Raw genomic sequence first — 20,661 nt, 5'->3', positions numbered from 1 at the left:
CGAAGAGGAAGCCGGCCGCAAAAAAGGTCGCCACTCCGCCCATGAAGACCGACATCGCGGAGTAACTCCATTCCGATCATTGCCGAGTGTGAGCGTTGCGGTCGAGCTGCCCTGTTCCGCCGGGCAAACTCGACCGCAACACTCAAACTCGATACCCGGCACCCGTGCCAGGCGAGTGAAGTGCGGCCCTAGCCAGTGGCTTAGGCTCGATCCATGGCACGTCAGGGCACCTTCGCGCACAGCACCGCAGCGAACAGCATCGAGCCTGCCGCAACGCTGATCAGCAGCGACGTGCGCCTGCACAACCTCGGCATCGTCGCGCGTTACCTGGTCGAGAATGGGCCGAGTTCCCGCAGCCAGATCGCCGATGGCACCGGCCTCACGCGCGGCTCGGTCACCGCGCTCACCGCTGCCCTGCTCGACGCACAGGTGATCAGTGAGGCCGCTCCTCTCGAGTCCGGCGGCAAGGGCCGCCCACTCACTCTGCTCAACCTCGCGGCCGACGGGGTCGCGCTTCTCGCGTTGCAACTGGATGCCGACGAGGTCACCGCTCTCGTCACCACGATCACGGGCGTGCCACTCCTGCGGATCAGTGAGCACCACGGCCGGCCAATGGGACAGCCTGACCTAATCCTCGACCGGTTCGCCGACGTACTGGGTCGTGCTCTCGACTCTGACGAGTTGCGCGGACGCCGTCTGGCCGACGTCACGATCGTCGTTTTCGCCCCGGTCGGTGGCGATCCAGAATTCGTGATCGCCGACACCGACCTCGGCTGGGGCTCTGTCGATGTCGTGGGCGGACTGCGCAGCAGAGAGCCACGGCTGCCCGATTTCGCGCGCCTGACCCCCGACTCCACACTGGCGGCGGTGGCCGAACGCAGCCAGCTCACTGATGTGCGCACCATGCTCTATCTGAAGAGCAACTCGGGCATCGGCGGAGCGATCATCGTCAATGGCTCCCCCGTCACCGGCGCGCACGGTTTCGCCGGCGCACTCGGACACCTCGCCGTCGTTCCCGGCGGCCGACTCTGCGGGTGCGGCCAACACGGATGCCTCGACACCGTCGCCGGCCCCGACTTTCTTCTCGAGGAAGTGGGCTTAAGCGACTTGCTCGCCTCCGACGGCTTGACTGCCGCGCTCGACGAGCTCACCCGGCGCATCCTGGAGGGCGAACCCCGCGCATCCGCCGCCTGGGATGCCGCCTCGAATTGGATCGCGCACACCGTGCAGATGCTGGTGATGGCCCTCGACCCCGAAGTGGTCGTGCTCGGCGGCTACTGGGCGGCGCTGGCCGACTCGGTTGCCGCAAAAGTTGCCGCCCTGCGGCCGAGCATTCCCGGCGCCGTGCTTCTCGAGCAGTCCGCCACCCAGGGCGGAACGCTCGGCGCTGACGCCGCACTACTCGGCGCGATCTGGAGCGCCCGCGATCGGCTACTACAGGATCCGCTGCAGCTCATCCCCTAGTTCGAATTAGTTCAACGCTTGAATTATGTGCCGTTTAGCGGCATACTCGTCTACGCACCGCTCTGCCCTCGAGCAGGCAACCTGTAGGTCACTCAATGACGAGGAGAATCGTGTCCAATTCGACTTCCGGCACCGGCGAATCAATCGCTCGGCCGCCCGCCCAGCTCGACGACGTCTATACCGGCGCAATCGGAACTGACAATCTGCCGGTCAGCCCGCCGGCCAAGAAGGCGCTCCTCCCGTGGATGGCCGTCACCTCGGTCTTCCTGTTCGCCACCTACGCGGCACTCACCGGAATTCTGCTTCCGATCCAGGTTGCGCTGATCAACGCGGATGACAAGATTCAGAACCTGGCGATCGTGACCACCGTCTCGTTCGTCTTCACCCTGTTCGCCCAGCCCATCGTCGGCGCGTTCAGTGACCGCACCCGCTCGAAGCTCGGCCGTCGCGCCCCTTGGATGCTCATCGGTTCGTCGGTCGCCGCCATCTTCCTGCTCGGCCTCGGCGGCATGACCAATGTGCTCTGGATCACCATTTTCTGGGTCGTTATCCAGGTCGCCTTGAACGCGCTCCAGGGCCCGCTGTCGGCTATCGTGCCCGACCGCTTCCCCCGATCCAAGCGTGGCGCCGCCTCGGCCATGGTCGGGATGGGAATGATGATCGGTGCAACCGTCGGTACCGTTGCCGCCGGCCAGTTCGCCAGCAATGTCGGCATCGGGTACACCGTCTTCGGCGTCGGAGTGCTCGTCGTCACCGTGCTTTTCGTGCTGTTCAACCGCGACGGATCCAGCAAGGCCCTCGTCGTCGAACCCTTCAGCTGGAAGCAGTTCCTCTCCGGATTCTGGATCGACCCGAAGGCGAACCCCGACTTCGCCTGGGCGTTCGCCGCACGATTCTTCTTCATCCTCGGCTACTTCGTCATCGCGGCGTACAACCTCTACATCCTCACCGACTACATCGGCCTCTCCCTGCAAGACGCAGCGTTGAATGCCGGCCTGCTCGCCATTGTCGGCATGGTCCCCACCCTGATCTCGATCATTCTGGCCGGATTCTGGAGTGACAAAATCGGGCGCCGCAAGATCTTCATCTACGCCGCATCCGTGTTGATGGTGATCGGCCTCACCATGCCGCTCTTCATGCCCAACCTCACCGGAATGCTCATCATGAGCGCCATCAACGGCCTCGGCTTCGGTCTCTACATGGCGTGCGACACCGCCCTGATGACGGAGGTGCTGCCCGGCGGCGGCGTCGCAGCCGGCAAGGACCTCGGCATCCTGAACGTGGCCACCAACATCCCGCAGGCGATGAGCCCTGCTGTCGCTGCTCTCATCATCGGCACGATGGGTGGCTTTCCAAGCCTGTTCGTCTTCGGCATGATCTCGGTGATCATCGCCGCCGTCGTGCTCATCCCCATCAAGAGCGTTCGATAGTCGCACCCGTCAGCCGACGGCTTCGTCGGCTGACGGATGCATCCGATCACGCTTCTCTTCGTCGGCGCATCCGCCGGGCGGCACATGCGTCAGCTTAAGTACGCCAAAAAATCAGCTCGTAGTAAGGAAGCATCGCAATGTCAGCACACGCATCTACCTCGGGTCACCCCGAAGTCACCACCACCGCCGGCGTCGTGCGCGGCGCCTGGCGCGACGGATCCGCCGCGTTCCTCGGCATTCCGTTCGCTGAGCCGCCCATCGGTGACCTGCGTTTCGCGGCGCCCGTCGCGCACGGCTCCTGGGACGGCGTGCGCGACGCCCTCGAGTACGGCGCAACGCCGCAGCGTAAGACGCTCGCCGAGATCACCCTGATCCCCGAGCCGTCGATCGCCGGACTGTCGACGCTCAATGTGAACGTGTTCACGCCGAGCCCGACCACGCCGACGGATGCGGGCCTGCCGGTTCTGGTCTGGATCCACGGCGGCGGCTACGTGGCCGGCTCCCCCGCCAGCCCCTGGTACGACGGTGCCGCGTTCAACCGCGACGGCGTCGTCACCGTGAGTGTCTCCTACCGCCTCGGCTTCGACGGCTTCGGCTGGATTGAGGATGCCCCGCAGAACCGCGGCGTGCTCGACTGGCTGCTCGCCCTCGAATGGGTGCGTGACAACATCGCGTCGTTCGGTGGCGACCCCGCGCGGGTCACCATTTCCGGCCAGTCCGCCGGCGGCGGTTCTGTGCTGACCCTGCTCGGCATGCCCCGTGCGCAGTCGCTGTTCAGCAGCGTGATCTCGCTGTCGGGCCCGCCCACCAGCGCCACGCTCGAGGCGTCAGAAGCCCTCGGCCGCACCCTGGCCGAGCTCGGCGGGGTCGCTCCGACCGTGGCCGGCCTGTCATCGCTGCCCGAGGAGCGCGTGCTCGAACTGCAGGGCCAGGTCTCCTCGCTCGGCGGTGACGTGACCGTCGACGGCACTGCCCCCGCCGACCCGCTGGCTGGCATCGCCGGATTCCTCAATGCCGGACTCGTGCTCGGCCCTGTTGTCGACGGCGATCTGATCCCTCTGGGAACGGCCGACGCCCTGGCTTCGGGAATCGGCGCTGACAAGCACCTGATTCTCGGCACCACCGACGACGAGTTTGCGATGATGCTCGCCGGCGCCGGCGACTCGATGGACGCCATCCCGGCCGCCGCTGTGCTCGCCGGAATCGGCGTCGAGCCGGCCACGATCGAGGCCTATGTCGCCGATCACGAAGGACTCGGCACGGCCGCCCTCGTCGGTCAGTACATCACCGACCGGATGTTCCGGGCTCCGACGCTCGACCTCGCCGAGATCCGCGCGTCGATCGATGCACCGACCTGGGTCTACCGTTTCTCGTGGGGCGCTCACCTCGGTGCGTGCCACTGCATCGACGTTCCGTTCATGTGGGATGTCCTCGCCGACTCGCACGTGCCGGCCATCGCCGGCGCAGAGGCCCCTCAGGCACTCGCCGACGACATTCACGGCAGCAGCGTCGCCTTCATCGCGACGGGCCAGCCAGGCTGGGCCGCCTACGACAACACCGACCGCGCGGTACGGGCGTACAACGTGCCGACGTCGATCATCGCCGACGGTTACGGTGACGCACGCTCGTTGGTTCCGGTGCGCGTGGGCTAGTCCCCCTTCCCACCCGCTGATCGAGCGGTCCCGTTGATCGAGCCTGTCGAGATCCCGTAAGCCAACCTGTGAACGCAAACCGCGTCCAAAGATCGGCCGTCGGAGGTCTCGACAGGCTCGACCACCGGTGACTCACACCTGATTTCCGTAGAAGCCAAACCGCGCCAGCGGTTCGACCAGCTCGCGCTCCTCGTAGCTCAGGTGCGAGAGCAGCGTGTCGGTGAGCACATCGACGGCCTCCTGCAGCTCGCTGAAATCGTCGGGCTGCAGGATGAACCGCACCAGCGCCGCATCCACCCCCTCGAGCACCTCGTGAATGATCACGTGCTCATCTTCCAGCCGGTCGATCACCGGCGCCAGGCCCTCGTCGCTGGCGCGAAGGTGCGGAAAGATCGCCTCGTCTTCGAGCGAGTGATGCCCGGTGACGACCCGGCAATATGACGCGCAATAGGCGCCCAGAGTCCATTCGTTCTGCCGCATCGTCATGTCGTTGATGGTGGATCGCGCGTCGCCGACCTCCATCGCACCCTGCCGCACCTGCACGATGATCTCGCGCACCTGGGCGAGCTCCTGTCGGAGGTGATCGTGCACCTCGATCAGATGGGCGCCGACCGCGCGCCCGGTGTCGGTATAGATCACGCCGGCCGGCGGCAGGGGCGCGAGCGGACGCGTGTCCTCCTCGAAAAGACGTTCATCGCTCAAACGGATGCCGTCATCCGGCGTCGGCACCAGGCCGAGACCCGGTGCGAGCGCGGGGGCTGCTGGTGGGCTGGCGTCGCCCCGCTCGCCCGCGGCAGCGGCCACGAACTCCCGCTCGAGTTCTTCCATCGCCACATCCCGCGCCGTGACGGCCGTCTGCGCGCGCCGCTCCCGTTCCGCGGCGACAAGCTCGCGCACGGCCGGCGCCACGTCCTCGGCATAGCGCTGGATGGTCGCTCCGTCGTCGGCCGCCAGAATGTAGCCACCCACGCCGTACTCGAGGCTGATCTCGGCGAGGTCTTCGGCCCAGCGGCTGGCCGGGCCGTTCAGCAGACCGCGCGCGACCGGCGCGAAGGTGCCGCCGATATTGAGCAGGCGACGCACGGCCTGCGGCTCACGCCCCGCCTCCTCGGCACCGGCGTCGATCTGGGCATTCAGGTTGATCAGATCACTCGGGCCACCCTTCAAATAGCCGAGTGACGGCAGCCAACCGTCGGCGGCGCTGCCGGTGAGGCGCAGCATCCGCGGCTTGTAGGCGCCAAGCCAGATGCCGATCGAGTGCACCGGCGCCGGCCCGCGTTTCGCGCCGTCGGCCGAGTACCAGGCGCCGCGCTGGTGCACGCCGCCTGGCCGATCGACGGCCCAGATCTCGCGCACGATCTCGATCGCCTCGGCCAGTGCGCTGACCCCTTGACCGGGCGTCAGCCGGCGGCCGCCCGAAGCTTCGATGGCGTCCCAGAACGCACCGGTGCCCATTCCGAGTTCGACCCTGCCGCCGCTCAGAATGTCGAGACTCGCGGCGCTGCGGGCGATCACGACGGGCTGCCGGAGCGGCAGGTTCAGCACATTGGGCACGAGGTGGATCCGCTCGGTGCGGGCCGCGAGATACGACAGCAACGTCCAGGCGTCGAGGAACGCCGGCTGATACGGATGATCCTGGAATGTGACGAGGTCGAGCCCGGCCCGGTCGGCCAGCTGAGCGAGCGCGACGACGGCCTCGGCGTTCGCTGCCGTGGGCGTCGTGAAGGTGCCGAAAAGCAGATCGTGCCCGTAGTCGGTCATGCGCTCAGCCTACGCAGGCGCGCAGCGGGTGGTCGAGCTTGTCGAAACCGCTACGCGCCGAGACCGGTGGTCGAGCTTGTCGAGACCCCAGGCGGCCGATCCCGAGACGCGACGAACGTTCAGGGATCGGCTCGCGGGATCTCGACAAGCTCGATCACCGGATTGGCTCGATCACCGGATTGGCTCGATCACCGGATCGGCTCGATCAGCGGATCAGAACTCAGCGCCGCAACTCCAACGTGCAGCACTTCACTCCGCCACCGCCGAGCAGCAGCTCTGACAGGTCGACGCCGATCGGGTTGTAGCCGCGCTCGCGCAGCTGACGCTCGAAGTCCGTGGCGCGGGAGGCGATGACCACGTTGTAGCCGTCGGAGAAGGAGTTGAGACCGAGGATCGCGGCATCCTCTTCGGTGACGATGACGGCATCCGGGTAGCGCGTGCGCAGAATCTGCAGGCTCGGCTCGTCGAATGCGCTCGGCAGGTAGGCGATGTTGCCGTCGGCGGCGCCCGGGTCGAGCACCGCGATGGCGGTATCGAGGTGGTAGAAGCTCGGGTTGATCAGGTTCAGCGTGATGACCTCGCGGCCGTAGATCTCGGCGAGTTCGACGTGGCTGTTCGACGCGGTGCGAAAGCCCGTGCCGGCCAGGATGACGTCGCCGACGAGCAAGAAATCGCCCTCACCCTCGTTGATCTCGACTGGCTCGCGCACGTCAAAATCGGCCTCGCGGAACCAGTCCATGTAGGCGGGCCCCTCCGGCTKGCGCTCGGCATAGGTGAACTTGGCGCCGTAGGCGATGTTGTCGATGACGAACCCACCATTTGCCGCGTAGACCATGTCGGGCAGCCCCTCGATCGGGTCGATGAGGTGCACGTCGAAGCCGAGGCCGACGTAGGTGTCATACAGGGTCTGCCACTGAGCGACGGCGAGCGAGGTGTCGGTGGGCAGCGCCGGGTCCATGTAGGGGTTGATCCGGTAGACAACGGTGAAGAACTCTGGCTTGCACATCAACACCGAACGGGTGATGGGCGTGCGCGTCGGCACGGCTGAAACCGTGGCTTCGTCGAGATCGATTGACATAGTGACTCCTTCATCGGCGTTCGGCAGCGCACGCGCTCCGAACTTCACTTGATGGCGGACCAGGTCACTCACGAGAGCTCGTCGCGCCCGATTCCCGGCCGCGTCGAGACGCCAGAACCAGTCTCACACGACACGATTCGACGTTTCCCGCTAATTCGCGCAGATAATCCGCGCAATACACCGCGATCGCGCAACGATCTAGCTAGACTTGCCCCATGGATAACCTCGACCGCAGCATCCTCGACCTGCTTCGCCAAAATGCGCGGGCCGGATACGGCGACATCGGTGGGGAAGTCGGGCTGTCGGCGTCGGCCGTGAAACGGCGGGTTGACCGCTTGGTTGCCGACGGTGTCATCCGTGGATTCACGATCCAGGTCGATCCGGCGGTCGACGGGATGGCCACCGAAGCCTACGTCGAACTGTTCTGCCGCGGCACCGTCGCCCCCGACGAATTGCTGCGCATCCTCTCCGGTGTGCCCGAGGTCGTCGATGCCGGCACGGTCACCGGCAGCGCCGATGCGATCGTGCACATCAGGGCGCGCGACATCCCCGGCCTTGAGGCGGCGCTCGAGAAGGTGCGGATGGCGCCGAACGTCGACCACACCCGCAGCGCGATCGTGCTCTCCCGCCTGATCCACCGGAGCATCGACTAGCACCACCGCCGGGCTACTGGCGGCGGTCGACCAGCGCAATCACTCGCGCGGGACTGCCGGTGCCGCCGACGATCGGCAAGGGGCTCACGATGAGAACGCTTCCGGTCGCGGGGAGCTTGTCGAGATTTTGAAGTGACGTGATTCCATACTTGTCGTGACCGAGCAGGTGGTAGTGCATCGGGAACGGTGGGTCGAATGCCCCCGCGTTTCCGGCGTCGATACCGACGGTCTCCGAGCCGAAGCCTGAAATCGGAGTCTCTTCCGCCAGCCATTTGGCACACTCGGCGGAGACTCCTGGCGTGTGCGAGCCGTTTTCGTCGACGTTGAGGAACTGCTCCTGGCTGTTCGCGAAGCGGTCCCACCCTGTACGGAGAAGCAGCCAGGTGCCGGCGGTCAGCTCGCCGTTCTCCCGTTCCCATGCCTGGACATGTTCGATCTCGAGAAGGAAGTCAGGGTTCTGCTCCACTTCTGCACTGACATCAATGACGGAGGCGGTTCCGATGAGTCGAGGGAGGGGGATCTGTGAGACGTCGTGTCCATCGCGGCCGCTGATCCAGTGCACCGGCGCGTCGATGTGAGTGCCGATGTGCTCGCCGGTGTGGATGTTGTTGTGCCGCCAGAACGGGCCGGGCTCGTTGTAGGCGCTGACCTCCTCCAGGCTGAAATCGATGAGGTTGGCGAAAGGCGCGGGCAGACGAAGTGCCGGGGTGGTGCTGCTCAACGGATTCGTCAGATCGACAACGTCAAGGTCACCGCTGGCGATTCCGGCGACCAGGTCGACCAGAACGGTGGCGTCAGTACTCACGGATGAAGTCGTCATTGTCTCGTCCTTTGTGGGAGGGCTACCCGTATCGATCATCTAGGGTCGATGCGAGGGATGAATAGAGTCATAATGTTTCATTTTTGCGACGAACGCAACGAAATACGCATATTCGACATTCAGAGCCACCTGCAGTGCAGCCAATGGGATGGATACCACGTATGACAGGTCAAGCCCCTGCTCTCCGGAGCCAGCAGCTGATCCTCACAATTTACGGTCTCTATGCCCGGGAGGAAGGTTCGTCGCTTCCCGTTGCCGGCCTGGTGCACCTTCTGGGCGATTTGGGTGTCGATGCCCCCGGGGTTCGCTCGTCGGTATCCAGGCTCAAACATCGCGAAATTCTGCAGAGCACCCGAGAACACGGAAATGCCGCCTATTCGATCTCCCCGGATGGCATGCAGTTGTTCATCGATGGCGATGCCCGCATCTACGCGCCCGTCCGAGCCCGAGCCGAGGACCCCTGGCTCCTCGCGGTGTTCTCAGTCCCGGAGGACCACCGCAACAAACGCCACCTGCTCCGCACGGCACTCACCCGCCTCGGATTCGGCTCGGTGACATCCGGGGTGTGGATCGCGCCGATCACCGTTCGGGAGCAGACAGAGCATCAGATTTCTCGTCTTCACCTCGACGAGTATGTGAGATTCTTCAGCGCTGACTCGCTGTCCCTGGAATCTGGCGCCGCACTCGTTGCAGAGTGGTGGGACGTGGACAGCTTGAGCGCGCTCTACCTCGACTTCATCGATCGCTACGCTCCCCTGCGGGAGAAATGGGCAGAACGGGTCGGAATCGATGCTGATCCGTCCGCCGCACGTGACGCCTTCGTCGACTATGTGCCGATGTTCACCCAATGGCGCCGGCTCCCCTACCTGGACCCGGGACTCCCGCTTGAGTTCCTGCCGAAGAATTGGAGTGGACAGGTGGCAGAGCAACTGGTCGCCGAACTCGCCGAACTCATCGGACCGCTCGCCCGCGAGCACGCGCGGAGCATCATTCGGCGCTGAGTTCCGCGACCGCCGTGAATGTGACGGCTAGCGCCTGAGCGTCGAGGATGGACTCTCGCCATAGGCGGCCCGATAGCGGCTGGAGAACCGGCCGAGGTGCGTGAATCCGCAACTCAGGGCGATTTCGGTCACGCTCTGCCGCGTCGGGTCGCCGGAGGCCAAACGAGCTCTGACCAGCGTGAGCCGAGCCTCCAGCAGCAACGTCGTCACGGTCGAACCCAACTCCTGCTGTGTTGCGATCTGCAGCGAACGCAGGGGAACCCCGAGTTCCTGCGCGATGCTCATCGGTGTCAACGGCTCGGCGCTCCTCGCATCGAGTACGGCGAGCAGCCGGCGCACGAGGCGGCTCTTCTGGTAGCCAGACAGGGCGGCCTGCTCAGGGGCTCGTTCCGTCGCCGCCAGGAGAAAGCGCATCATGATCGCCTCCTGTACCAGGGTCCTGGCGAATGGATTTGCCGCAGCGTTGCTTCCGCTGTTCACGTCCTCGTGCATCGCCGCGACGATCCCGGCGAAGGCCGAGCCGGCTGGGGTCGTCAGGTCAAGCGACGTCGGAAGCGGGGAGCGCCGTCCCGCGTGATCCGGGAACATCGCGGTGGCGACGCGGTCAAGCGCAGCGACTCCCATGTAGACGATGAGGTGCGGCGTTTGCCCGTGCCATGTCAATCGAAATGGCGCATCGACCGGCGGGATCGACGCCTGTCCACGTGTCGTGCAATGGGTGCGCCCGCCCACCTCCAGCTCGGCATGTCCAGAGAGGGGGATCTGCACAAGCACGAAGCTCGACAACGGCTCGGCAGAGATTCGCACTGCTGTTCCATAGTCGAGCAGGTTGAGCCCGACATCATCCTGCTGCGCCGAACGCAGCTCGAAAGCGAGCCGGCGTGGTCGCTCGAGCGGCTGAAGGTCGTGTGGCACGAAGAGCCTGCTGATCGTGTCTCTCGCGGACTCCGGATCGTGCGTCATCACCGTCTGGAGAGTGTCCAAAATGGTTTCCGCCTGGAATGGCGTTGCGGCGACAGTGCCCATGTGACGATCGTCGCACAAGTGACATCTTTTGTCGCGATGCGGATAAGACGTGCGCGTCATGGATAGCCGGCGGGCTCCGGCGCGGAATAGCGTGCCACTGTCGACGATGCCAGGGGTTGTTTCACCACTCCTTTTCCGGTGTCTCGCATCGAACCTGAGGAAAGGATGGGCATGAGCGAGCTGTTAGGACGAGTCGCTGTTGTCACCGGAGGTGCCACGTTGATCGGCCGCGGGGTCGTTGAGTGTCTCCGAGACGCGGGCGCGACAGTGATCATCGCGGACATTGACGACGTGGGCGGAGAAGCTGCGGCGGCAGGTGACGGAATCTCTTTCGTCAAGACCGACATCACCGACGATGCGGCGATCGCCGCATTGCTTGACCATGTCGGGACGACGCATGGTCGCCTCGACATCCTCGTCAATCTCGCTGCAACGTACTTGGACGCGGGGCCAGACTCCGGACGAACCGACTGGCTCGCCGCGTTGAACGTCAACCTGGTCAGCGCGGCAGTGCTGGCACACGCGGCGCGGCCGATGCTCGAGGCGAGCGGGCACGGCGCCATCGTCAACTTCACCTCGATCTCCAGCAGCGTTGCGCAGACCGGGCGTTGGCTCTATCCCGCAAGCAAGGCAGCGCTCGTGCAGCTCACCCGCAGCATGGCAACCGACTACGTGTCATCGGGCATCAGGGTGAACTCGGTGAGTCCTGGCTGGACCTGGTCGAAGATCATGGATGACCTTTCGCAAGGAAATCTGGAGAAGACCAACCAGGTCGCAGCGCCATTTCACATTCTCGGCCGCGTCGGGTTGCCGACCGAGGTCGGGGCCGTCGTCGCTTTTCTCGTCTCAGACCGGGCGAGTTTCGTCACGGGCGCCGACTGGGCTGTCGATGGTGGATACTCCGCACTTGGCCCCGAACAGGCGTCTGAGGCAATCGCACTCCTCGCTGCCAATTAATCCCCTCGATCCACACACACGAAAGGCGTTCTCATGACCAGGAGCATCACCATCATCGGAGCCGGTCAGTCCGGTCTACAGCTCGGCCTTGGGCTGCTTGGTGCCGGATACGACGTCACCATCATCTCGAACAGAACACCAGAAGAGATCACAAATGGCCGGGTCTCCTCCAGCCAGTGCATGTTCGACAAGGCCATCCAGCATGAGCGAGACATCGACGCAGATTTCTGGCCAGACGCCCCGAGCGTGAACGGTATCTCCTTCACGATCCCGCACCCGGAGCTCCCGGGCGAGAAGGCAATGAGCTGGGCATCTCGCCTGGACAGCCCCGCGCAGTCGATTGACCAGCGGGTCAAGATGCCGGCGTTCATGGAAGCGTTCGAACAGCGAGGCGGTCGCATCCTCTACGAAGACGCCGGAGTTGCTGAGCTGGAGAGGGAGACGAGTCGGGCCGACCTGGTCATCGTGGCGGCCGGAAAAGGTGAGATCGCTCGCCTGTTCGAACGAGACGACGCGCGAAGTGTTTACGACGCGCCGCAGCGGGCCCTCGCTCTCACCTACGTGAACGGGCTCACACCGCGCGACGAGTTCAGCGCTGTGTCGTTCAACCTCATCCCCGGCGTCGGCGAGTACTTCGTCTTCCCCGCCCTCACCACCACCGGGCCCTGCGAGATCATGGTTTTTGAGGGTGTTCCAGGCGGTCCGATGGACTCCTGGCAGGGTCTTACTCCCGAGCAGCACCTGCAGAACTCGCTACAGATCCTGAAGACCTTCCTCCCGTGGGAGGCCGACCGCGCAGCAGATGTCGCGCTCACCGACGATCTCGGGGTGCTCCAGGGACGGTTCGCCCCCACGGTGCGCCACCCTGTCGCGCAGCTTCCCTCCGGAGCGCTCGTGCTCGGTCTGGCCGATGTCGTCGTCGTCAATGATCCGATTACCGGCCAGGGGTCAAACAACGCAAGTCACTGTGCGGCTTCGTACCTCGAGAGCATCATCGCTCACGGCGACAGAGAATTCGACCGCGCATTCATGCAACAGGCGTTCGAAACCTTCTGGACGTATGCAGGACCGGTCACGCGCTGGACGAACACCATGCTCGCCCCACCCGCTGAATTCGCTGTCAACCTGCTCGGAGCCGCCGGGGTCTTCCCTGAAATCGCTCACCGTTTCGCCAATGGCTTCAACTACCCGCCCGACTTCGAAGAGTGGTTCCTTGACCAGAACAAGGGCACGGCGTACCTGGAGCGGGTTGCGGCAGAAGCCGCATTCACGCCCGTGACGTCTTAGCGTCCCGCCGATCGAGAGTAGAAACGCAATGCACACGATCGCAATTGTGGGTGCTGGGGAATCCGGGGTGCAGCTTGCCCTCGAGCTTCACCGGAACGGCTACGCGGTGACCTTGATTTCAGACCGCGATCCAGCCGAGATCCTCACCGGCAACGTCATGTCGAGCCAGTGCGTCTTCTCGGGAGCGTTGGCGGTTCAGGCGCCCCTGGAGATCTCCTCAGTCACCCCGGTCGATCCGGGCAGCCCGGAGGTGCAGCTGGAACGCATCTCGCTGACCCTCGCTGGCGCGGAGCCACTGGCGTGGTCCTCCCCTCTGGACTCGCCGGCGCGCTCGGTCGATCAACGAGTGAAATGCAGTGTGTGGATCACCGACTTCGTTTCCGAAGGCGGCACCCTCCTCATCGAAAAAGTGACGGTGGGGAGGTTGGAAGAACTCACCCGCGTGCACGATTTGGTCGTTGTCTCAACGGGCAAGGGCGAGCTTGGCCAGATCTTCACCACCGATCGGTCGCGATCTCCCTTCGACAAACCGCAGCGCGCTCTCGCGCTGACCTACGTCAACGGGGTGGAACCGGATGCCGAGCCCGGCATCCGGATGACCATCAAGCCGGGCGTCGGCGAATTCTTCACCTTCCCCGGCATCACGACGAGCGGGCTCTGCCAGATGATGGTCTTCGAAGGGGTTCCCGACGGGCCGATGGACTGCTGGACCAGCGTGGCTTCCCCGGCGGAACACCTGCAGAAGTCCCTGGAGATCCTCGCAGAGCACTTTCCGGACGAGGCGGCGCGATTCACTCATGCGCAGCTCACCGATGACGGAGGAACGCTACGCGGATGGATTACGCCGACGGTGCGGCACGCCGTCGGAACCCTGCCGTCCGGTCGCCACGTCTTCGGCCTCGGGGATGCGGTGGTGCTCAATGACCCGCTCACGGGGCAAGGCTCCAACAATGCGACGATGGCCGCCCGCTACTACCATGACGCAATTGTCAGGCAGGGTGACAAGCCATTTGACCAGGAATGGATGAAGCGCACCTTCGACGAATTCTGGCGGGGGTGGGCACAATGGTCAGTCACCTGGACCAACTCAATGCTCAAGCCGCTGAAGGAACACCAGATCAACCTCCTGCGGGCGGCCGAGCAGCATCCGGCTCTGGCGGGCGCCATCGCCAGCGGTTTCGACGATCCACGCACGCTCTTTCCCTGGTGGTACGACGCGGCAGAGGCAGCAGAGTTCACCGAGCAGATGGCGGCTGAGGACACCTCCACGTTCGACCTGCGCGACTTCCGAAGCGCACTCGGCCAGTTCGCAACAGGCGTTACCGTGGTGACGACGCGGGGAGCCGATGGGCGCAAGGTGGGGATCACCGCGAACTCCTTCACCTCGGTGTCGATGGACCCGCCGCTGGTGCTGTGGTGCCCCAGCAGTCGGGCACCGAGCCTGGGTGCCTTCGCCGAATCGACACATTTCGCGGTGAACCTCCTCTCGTCAGGGCAGCATGTGCTCTCGCGACAGTTCGCCACGCCCTCGGATGACAAATTTGCCGGCGTGCTCACGAGGAATGGAATCGGCGGGATACCAATCTTGGAGGGAACCGTCGCAACTTTCGAGTGCCGCACGGTTGCCCGATACACCTCGGGGGACCACGAGATCTACATTGGCGAGGTCGAATCCTACGCCGCCCCCGGCGGGGATCCACTCGTCTTTCACGGCGGCGCGTATCATGCAACGGCAACCCACCCCGACTTCTGAGTGAGTGGGCGCGCGCCGGTGAGAACGGTTTCAAGGAGGAAACGTCATGTCGAGCACTGTTGAATTTGTCATTATCGGATCGGGGGTCAACGGACTCGTCGCGGCGGCGGAGCTCGCCCTGGCCGGACGCTCGGTGATGGTGATCGAGCGGAACGAGAGCATTGGCGGCTTCATCGCGTCGGGCGAGCGCACCGTTCCCGGCTACATCCATGACACCTATTCCTCGTGGCATCCGCTTTTCGTCGCCAGCGCCGGCTACGGCGTGCTCGGCGCGGAGCTGCACCGTCACGGACTTGAGTACTGCAACACCGACGACGCGGTGACGGCAAGCATCTCCGACGGGGGCCAGGTGTCGATCGCCTATCGAGATGTCGAGCGCACCGTCGCCGGGTTTGAGCACGATGCTGACAAGGTGGCCTACCGAAAAATGCTGGCCGAACTCGGCGGGCGAGCGGATGTCGTCTTCGGGGCCCTCGGCGCCGAACTGCGCTCTGCGGCGCTGGTGAAACTCGGCCTGAAACTGCTGCGACGGGAGAAGATCTCCGGCAGCGAAGCGTTCGTGCGCGATGCAGTGACGAGTGGCCGTTCCTATGTCCGCGGCGCCTTCATCGGACGCGAGGCCGACCAGCTGTGGTCGCCGTGGTTGCTGCACGCCGGGCTCAGCCCCGATCACGCCAGCGGCGGGCTTATGTTTCCGGTCATGGCCATGACAATGCACAACTTTGGGCTCCCCGTTGTGCAGGGTGGTGCCGCTAACTTCATCGGCGCGTTCTCCCGGCTGTTCGCCGAACACGGCGTGCAGACCCGGCTCGGAGCGGCAGTCGATCAKATCATCGTGAGGAACGGCAAAGCCGTCGGTGTGCGCGTGGCAGGTGAAGTGGTTCTTGCTTCGCAGGCGGTCATTGCCAGCGTCACTCCGCAAGCGCTGTACGACACGCTCCTGCCCGACACCGCGGTGAAGCCGGACGTGCGTGACCAGGCTCAGCGGTATCGCTACGGCCGAGGTGCAATGCAGATTCACGTCGCCCTGGACCGCCCGCCGGCGTGGACTGACGCCCGCCTGGGCGAGGTCCCGCTGATTCACGTCAGCGATGGGGCGTCGAGTACGGGGATTGCATGCGCCCAGGCCGAGGCCGGCCTCCTGCCCAGCGCTCCGACGATCGTCGTCGGCCAGCAGTACCTGCTCGACCCGGCGCGAGCGCCTGAGGGAGCGGCAACGCTCTGGCTCCAGCTCCAGGAAGTGCCGTACACGCCGGTCGGTGATGCCGGAGGCACACTCGACACCACCGGCGGCTGGACGCCGGAGCTTGCCCGCGCCTATGCAGAGCGCGCTCTGGCGCGGCTCGAGCAGTTCGCCCCCGGACTGCGTGCGAGCATGCTCGGCATCGACGTGATCTCCCCGGTCGATCTGGAGGCGGCGAACCCGAACGCAGTTGAGGGCGACCCATACGGCGGTTCGGCGGAGCTCGATCAGAACCTCCTCTGGCGCCCGCTGCGGAGCGCCGCTCGGCACCGCACCTCGGTTGCGGGACTGTGGCATATCGGGTCATCCACCCACCCCGGCCCCGGGCTCGGTGCCGGCTCCGGCCACCTCGTCGCCCAGTCGCTCGTGCGTTCGCGTGCCCGCTGAGCTCGCCCTCTCACCGAGGATCACACCAATTTGTGACAGAACCTTGACGAACGTCACAGAGTCTATATATTAGAAATTGTTGGGATCGCACTCATCGACGACTCAGTTTCTCGTTACGGCACGAATCGCCCGTGTCTCCGCACGCCGACCGGCGAGGTGGAGATGTCTGGCGGGGTGCTTGAGCGCACCAACCAGGTCGCCAACGTTCTTGTCGACGGGGTCGATTCATGCATGAGATGAAGGTGGAACGAGCATGAACGTTGCAGAACTTGTGGGGCGCACTCTCGCGCAGCTTGGCGTGGGACACGTCTTCGGGGTCGTGGGGAGCGGGAACTTCACTGTCACGAATACCCTGCGTCAGCACGGCGTTCCCTACACCGCGGCCCGGCATGAGGGTGGCGCCGCCACAATGGCCGACGCCTACTCCCGAATGTCAGGTCGACTCAGCATTGTCAGCACCCACCAGGGTTGCGGCCTGTCCAATGCCATCACCGGGATCGCCGAGGCAGCGAAGAGTCGCACGCCGATGATCGTGCTCACCGCCGACTCGCCGGCCGCCGCGGTTCGAGCGAATTTTCGAATCGACCAGGATGCCTTGGCACGCAGCGTGGGTGCCGCTGTCGAACGCGTTCACTCCGCGGAGAGTGCGGTCGCCGATACGGTGCGCGCCTACCGTCGGGCCGTCAACGACAGGCAGACCGTGGTACTGAGCCTTCCCATTGATATCCAGGCGCGGCCCGCTCCAACGGAAACTCCCGCCGCGGTAACGCCGCTGCCGGCCGCGCAGCTGATGCGCCCCACCGACGAAGCGGTTCACGCGCTGACCCTCCTCCTCCGGGACGCCCAGAAGCCCGTTTTCGTTGCCGGGCGAGGCGCGCGCCATGCGGGGGCGCAACTCCAGGAACTGGCCGCGCAGACCGGTGCGCTGGTGGCAACATCCGCCGTCGCCAGTGGACTGTTCGTCGATGACGAGTTCTCGCTGGGCATCTCGGGAGGGTTCTCCTCACCGACGACAGCCGCTTTGATCAGCGAGGCCGACCTCATCATCGGCTGGGGCTGCACGCTCAACATGTGGACGATGCGGCACGGCAAGCTCATTGGGGCCGACACCGTTCTCGTTCAGGTTGATCTTGACGACGATGCCCTCGGCGCCAACCGCGCAATCGACCTGGGCGTGCGCGGAGACACCGGCGCCACGGCCCGAGAGGTACTCGCGGCGGTCCGTGCGCTCGAGGCGACCCCCACTGCCAAGTTCCGCACCCCCGCGGTCTCAGCGCTCATTGCCGAATCGTCCCGGTGGCGGGATGTACCCGTCGACGATCTGTCCACTCCTCACTCAATCGATCCCCGACTACTCACGATCGAACTCGATCGCATCCTGCCGGCCGAGCGCATCGTCTCGGTCGATTCCGGCAACTTCATGGGTTATCCGGCGACGCACCTGTCGGTTCCCGATGAGTTTGGCTTCTGCTTCACCCAGGCATTCCAATCGATCGGCCTCGGACTTCACACGGCGATCGGCGCGGCACTGGCCCGACCCGATCGACTGCCGGTTCTCGGCACCGGCGATGGCGGATTTCTGATGGGGATCTCGGAACTCGAAACCGCGGTGCGCCTCGGTTTTCCGCTCGTGGTGATCGTTTACAACGATGCGGCGTACGGCGCCGAGGTGCACCACTTCGACCAGGGCGACAACAGCGTCGACCTCGACACCGTCAGTTTTCCGGATGTCGACATCGCGGCGATCGCCCGCGGTTTCGGCGCCGCCGGCATCACGGTGCGCGGCATCGAAGACCTGTCTGAGGTCGAAGCGTGGCTGCGCTCCTCCCCCTCAGCTCCGCTCGTGATCGACGCAAAAATCGCCAGCGACGGCGGCGCCTGGTGGCTGGCCGAAGCGTTTGCCGGCCACTGAGCCCACTCCCACACAGCATCGAACCTCACCACCAGTACGCACTGCGAAAGGAACATTCCGTGATCCATCCCACAGCGTTCTCCCATGTCGGGGTGACGGTTCCCGATCTCGACAAGGCTGTGTCCTGGTATCAGGACACCTTCGGCATGTACCTCGTGGCCGGGCCGATCGAGGTTCTCGAGGATGACAGCCCTCTGGGCCGTGCTGCGTCGGCGATCTACGGCGTGGGCTTCACGAGCTTCTCCTTCGCCCACCTCACCTGGCCGGACGGCATGGGTCTGGAACTCTTCACCTTCGCCTCACCGGAAACCTCTGCGCGAGAGAACAACTTCGAGTTTTGGAAAACCGGGATCTATCACCTCGCGCTGACAGCACCTGCCTTCGCCGAGACCATCGCGCGCATTGTTGAGAAGGGCGGTCGGCAACGTTCTGAGCCAGTCATCATCAACGCCGACCGCGGGTACTCCGTTGTTTATTGTGAAGACCCGTGGGGAACAGTCATCGAACTGTGCTCACACCCGTATTCGCAGATGTGGGCCGGATAGCAGCTGAGGTGAGTGCCGGCCGGGGCGACACGCATCCCGGTTGCCAAAAAAAATACGGCCGAGAGGAGAACTCCTCTCGGCCGTATTTGTGGTTTAGCCGCGGGGTTCTGGAACCCGCTCAGCTGCCGACTGGCGGTCGCCGGCATCCGCCTGGACCGCCGAGCGCCGCGGGGGAAGGACCGTCATGCGAAGCAGCGGGTAGAGCACGAGAACGATGACCAGGCTGACCACGAAGCCGAGCGGTGTGACGCCGGTCTCGGAGAGCACAGACCCCGCCACTGAACCGACGATGACGGAGATCACACCGGCCCAGTTGACCGATTCCATCTCGGAGGCGACGGCGGGGCGCCGCTTCCTGACGATGAAGAAGTCCGCGATGATCACGGTGGCGAGCGCCGTCGTCGTCACACCGAGGATGCCGAGGAAGCTTCCGAGGAAGCCCAGAATGTTCCCGGCGATCATGAGCAACGCGATCACGTTTCCGAGAATCACCATCGAGAGCCGGCCCGGGTTCTTGCCCGTGACGCTTTCGAAGAGGTTCGAGAGTGAGAGCGAGCCGGAGTAGGTGTTCAGAACCTGAGCCTTGACCTGCGCGACGTACATGAGGATGAACCCGAGAACACCGAACAGGATGATGAAGTAGGCGCCGGTGTTGTTGGCGATCATCCAGGAGATCTTGTCCTGAATGGTGTCGCCGACCTGCGACTGCGCTGCCGCGGGGTTGTCGGTGAGGAAGGCCGTCACTGAATTGCTGCTGGCGTGAACAATGACCGCACCGAGGATGACGACGACGACGTCAATCATGATCGAGCCGCCGATCGCGAGAATCCCGACATCCTTCGTGGACCGCGCGTAGCGTGCGTAGTCGGCATCAACGAGCGCCAGGGCTCCGGCGCTGCCGGCCAGCATCGAGATCACCAGGCCGAAGTTGGCCACCGGGTCGCCGGTCGGGTCAAGCGGCCCGGCGCTGAAGATGTCGCCGAGCGACATCGGCGATCCGATCACGGCGAAGACAGCCATCGCGACGGTGAGCGCAACGAAGCCGATCAGCAGAATTGTTGACGTGCGCTGCACTGCCTTCATCCCGTAGATGGTCAGCACGATCCAGCCGACGGTGAGAACGCCGTAGATCAGCACCGCGTTCCACAGCGTCGGCTCCCAGCCGAACATGAAAAGCGTGCCGTAGTAGAGGAGTGCGTTCTCCAGCGCCAGGAAGCCGAGGATCATGAACGCGAAGACAAGCGAAGCGAGAACAGACCCTCGACGGCCGAGCCCGTAGTGTCGCGCCGTGACGGTGCTCGAGGTGCCGGACACGTAGGCCACATGTCCGACGAACCAGCCCAGCGTGCCACCGAAGACTGCGACGATGACACCAGCCAGGATGCCCCAGCCGACGCCGGCGATCATCGTCACTGCCGCAGCGATTGCGATCTGAACAAGAGTCGAGGCGATGCCGGCCGTGTTCGTCATCAGCCCCCAGCCTGATTTTCGCTCGGAAAGCGGAACGGGTGTGAGCGCGTGGTCTTCGACGCTCGCGGAGAAGGAACCTCCCGGTGCGGATGAACTGCCAGCCATTGTCTACCTTTCGCCATTGAAATCTGTAGAGGATATCGATCTATCCTTCGGCTGCAAGCTAGCAGTGAACGTACGCTTTGTCACGCATATTTTTCGAGCGTAACGATTACGCAATAC

16 protein-coding genes are annotated in these 20,661 nt (G+C 64.6%); 11 read left to right on the top strand and 5 right to left on the bottom strand.

All coding sequences use genetic code 11. The features are described 5' to 3' along the window. The first annotated feature begins 213 nt into the window (after positions 1 to 213). The 3 genes from AB4Y63_RS02330 (at position 214) to AB4Y63_RS02320 (ending at position 4,546) form a co-directional block, all read left to right on the top strand. Entirely contained in the window at positions 214 to 1,464 is a 1,251-nt protein-coding gene (locus AB4Y63_RS02330) for an ROK family protein (protein WP_441789431.1), read from the top strand. A gap of 110 nt (positions 1,465 to 1,574) precedes the next feature. Beyond that, positions 1,575 to 2,894, top strand: coding sequence for an MFS transporter (locus tag AB4Y63_RS02325; RefSeq protein WP_441789430.1), 1,320 nt, complete (start codon positions 1,575 to 1,577; stop codon positions 2,892 to 2,894). A gap of 137 nt (positions 2,895 to 3,031) precedes the next feature. Further along, positions 3,032 to 4,546 (top strand): carboxylesterase/lipase family protein, encoded by a 1,515-nt coding sequence (locus tag AB4Y63_RS02320; protein ID WP_441789429.1) that lies wholly within the window; start codon positions 3,032 to 3,034, stop codon positions 4,544 to 4,546. A gap of 132 nt (positions 4,547 to 4,678) precedes the next feature. On the opposite strand, the gene AB4Y63_RS02315 is transcribed toward AB4Y63_RS02320, so the two are convergent. Further along, positions 4,679 to 6,307 (bottom strand): LLM class flavin-dependent oxidoreductase, encoded by a 1,629-nt coding sequence (locus tag AB4Y63_RS02315; protein WP_441789428.1) that lies wholly within the window; start codon positions 6,305 to 6,307, stop codon positions 4,679 to 4,681. 220 nt (positions 6,308 to 6,527) lie between these two features. Further along, complete coding sequence (ddaH, locus tag AB4Y63_RS02310; RefSeq protein ID WP_441789427.1) at positions 6,528 to 7,385, bottom strand: dimethylargininase; 858 nt, start codon at positions 7,383 to 7,385, stop codon at positions 6,528 to 6,530. A gap of 215 nt (positions 7,386 to 7,600) precedes the next feature. Between ddaH and AB4Y63_RS02305 the strand changes: the two genes are divergently transcribed. Further along, positions 7,601 to 8,038 carry an Lrp/AsnC family transcriptional regulator gene (locus AB4Y63_RS02305; RefSeq protein ID WP_441789426.1) on the top strand — a complete coding sequence of 146 codons (438 nt, stop codon included), beginning with the start codon at positions 7,601 to 7,603 and terminating at the stop codon, positions 8,036 to 8,038. Positions 8,039 to 8,051: 13 nt separating this feature from the next. On the opposite strand, the gene AB4Y63_RS02300 is transcribed toward AB4Y63_RS02305, so the two are convergent. Beyond that, complete coding sequence (locus AB4Y63_RS02300) at positions 8,052 to 8,858, bottom strand: cyclase family protein (RefSeq protein ID WP_441789425.1); 807 nt, start codon at positions 8,856 to 8,858, stop codon at positions 8,052 to 8,054. A gap of 161 nt (positions 8,859 to 9,019) precedes the next feature. Here AB4Y63_RS02300 and AB4Y63_RS02295 point away from each other — a divergent pair, with 161 nt between their 5' ends. Then, positions 9,020 to 9,859 carry a PaaX family transcriptional regulator gene (locus tag AB4Y63_RS02295; RefSeq protein ID WP_441789424.1) on the top strand — a complete coding sequence of 280 codons (840 nt, stop codon included), beginning with the start codon at positions 9,020 to 9,022 and terminating at the stop codon, positions 9,857 to 9,859. A 27-nt stretch (positions 9,860 to 9,886) separates the two neighbouring features. On the opposite strand, the gene AB4Y63_RS02290 is transcribed toward AB4Y63_RS02295, so the two are convergent. After that, positions 9,887 to 10,885 carry an AraC family transcriptional regulator gene (locus AB4Y63_RS02290; protein ID WP_441789423.1) on the bottom strand — a complete coding sequence of 333 codons (999 nt, stop codon included), beginning with the start codon at positions 10,883 to 10,885 and terminating at the stop codon, positions 9,887 to 9,889. 171 nt (positions 10,886 to 11,056) lie between these two features. Between AB4Y63_RS02290 and AB4Y63_RS02285 the strand changes: the two genes are divergently transcribed. The 6 genes from AB4Y63_RS02285 to AB4Y63_RS02260 all read left to right on the top strand — a co-directional run bounded on the left by AB4Y63_RS02285 (position 11,057) and on the right by AB4Y63_RS02260 (position 18,969). Next, positions 11,057 to 11,842, top strand: a complete 786-nt coding sequence (locus tag AB4Y63_RS02285; RefSeq protein WP_441789422.1) for an SDR family oxidoreductase — start codon at positions 11,057 to 11,059, stop codon at positions 11,840 to 11,842. A 33-nt stretch (positions 11,843 to 11,875) separates the two neighbouring features. Further along, complete coding sequence (locus AB4Y63_RS02280; protein WP_441789421.1) at positions 11,876 to 13,129, top strand: styrene monooxygenase/indole monooxygenase family protein; 1,254 nt, start codon at positions 11,876 to 11,878, stop codon at positions 13,127 to 13,129. Between the two features lie 28 nt (positions 13,130 to 13,157). Continuing rightward, positions 13,158 to 14,882, top strand: coding sequence for a styrene monooxygenase/indole monooxygenase family protein (locus AB4Y63_RS02275; protein ID WP_441789420.1), 1,725 nt, complete (start codon positions 13,158 to 13,160; stop codon positions 14,880 to 14,882). A 46-nt stretch (positions 14,883 to 14,928) separates the two neighbouring features. Further along, on the top strand, positions 14,929 to 16,512 hold the full coding sequence (locus tag AB4Y63_RS02270; RefSeq protein WP_441789419.1) for a phytoene desaturase family protein: 1,584 nt from the start codon (positions 14,929 to 14,931) through the stop codon (positions 16,510 to 16,512). Positions 16,513 to 16,765: 253 nt separating this feature from the next. Then, positions 16,766 to 18,424 (top strand): thiamine pyrophosphate-binding protein, encoded by a 1,659-nt coding sequence (locus AB4Y63_RS02265; protein ID WP_441789418.1) that lies wholly within the window; start codon positions 16,766 to 16,768, stop codon positions 18,422 to 18,424. A gap of 59 nt (positions 18,425 to 18,483) precedes the next feature. Beyond that, positions 18,484 to 18,969, top strand: a complete 486-nt coding sequence (locus AB4Y63_RS02260) for a VOC family protein (RefSeq protein WP_441789417.1) — start codon at positions 18,484 to 18,486, stop codon at positions 18,967 to 18,969. A 93-nt stretch (positions 18,970 to 19,062) separates the two neighbouring features. On the opposite strand, the gene AB4Y63_RS02255 is transcribed toward AB4Y63_RS02260, so the two are convergent. After that, positions 19,063 to 20,544, bottom strand: coding sequence for a purine-cytosine permease family protein (locus tag AB4Y63_RS02255; protein ID WP_441789416.1), 1,482 nt, complete (start codon positions 20,542 to 20,544; stop codon positions 19,063 to 19,065). Between the last annotated feature and the right edge of the window lie 117 nt (positions 20,545 to 20,661).

Source organism: Leifsonia sp. YAF41, from assembly GCF_052113185.1.
In the GTDB taxonomy this organism is placed as follows: domain Bacteria; phylum Actinomycetota; class Actinomycetes; order Actinomycetales; family Microbacteriaceae; genus Cryobacterium.
This window is presented reverse-complemented; position numbering and strand designations above follow the sequence as displayed.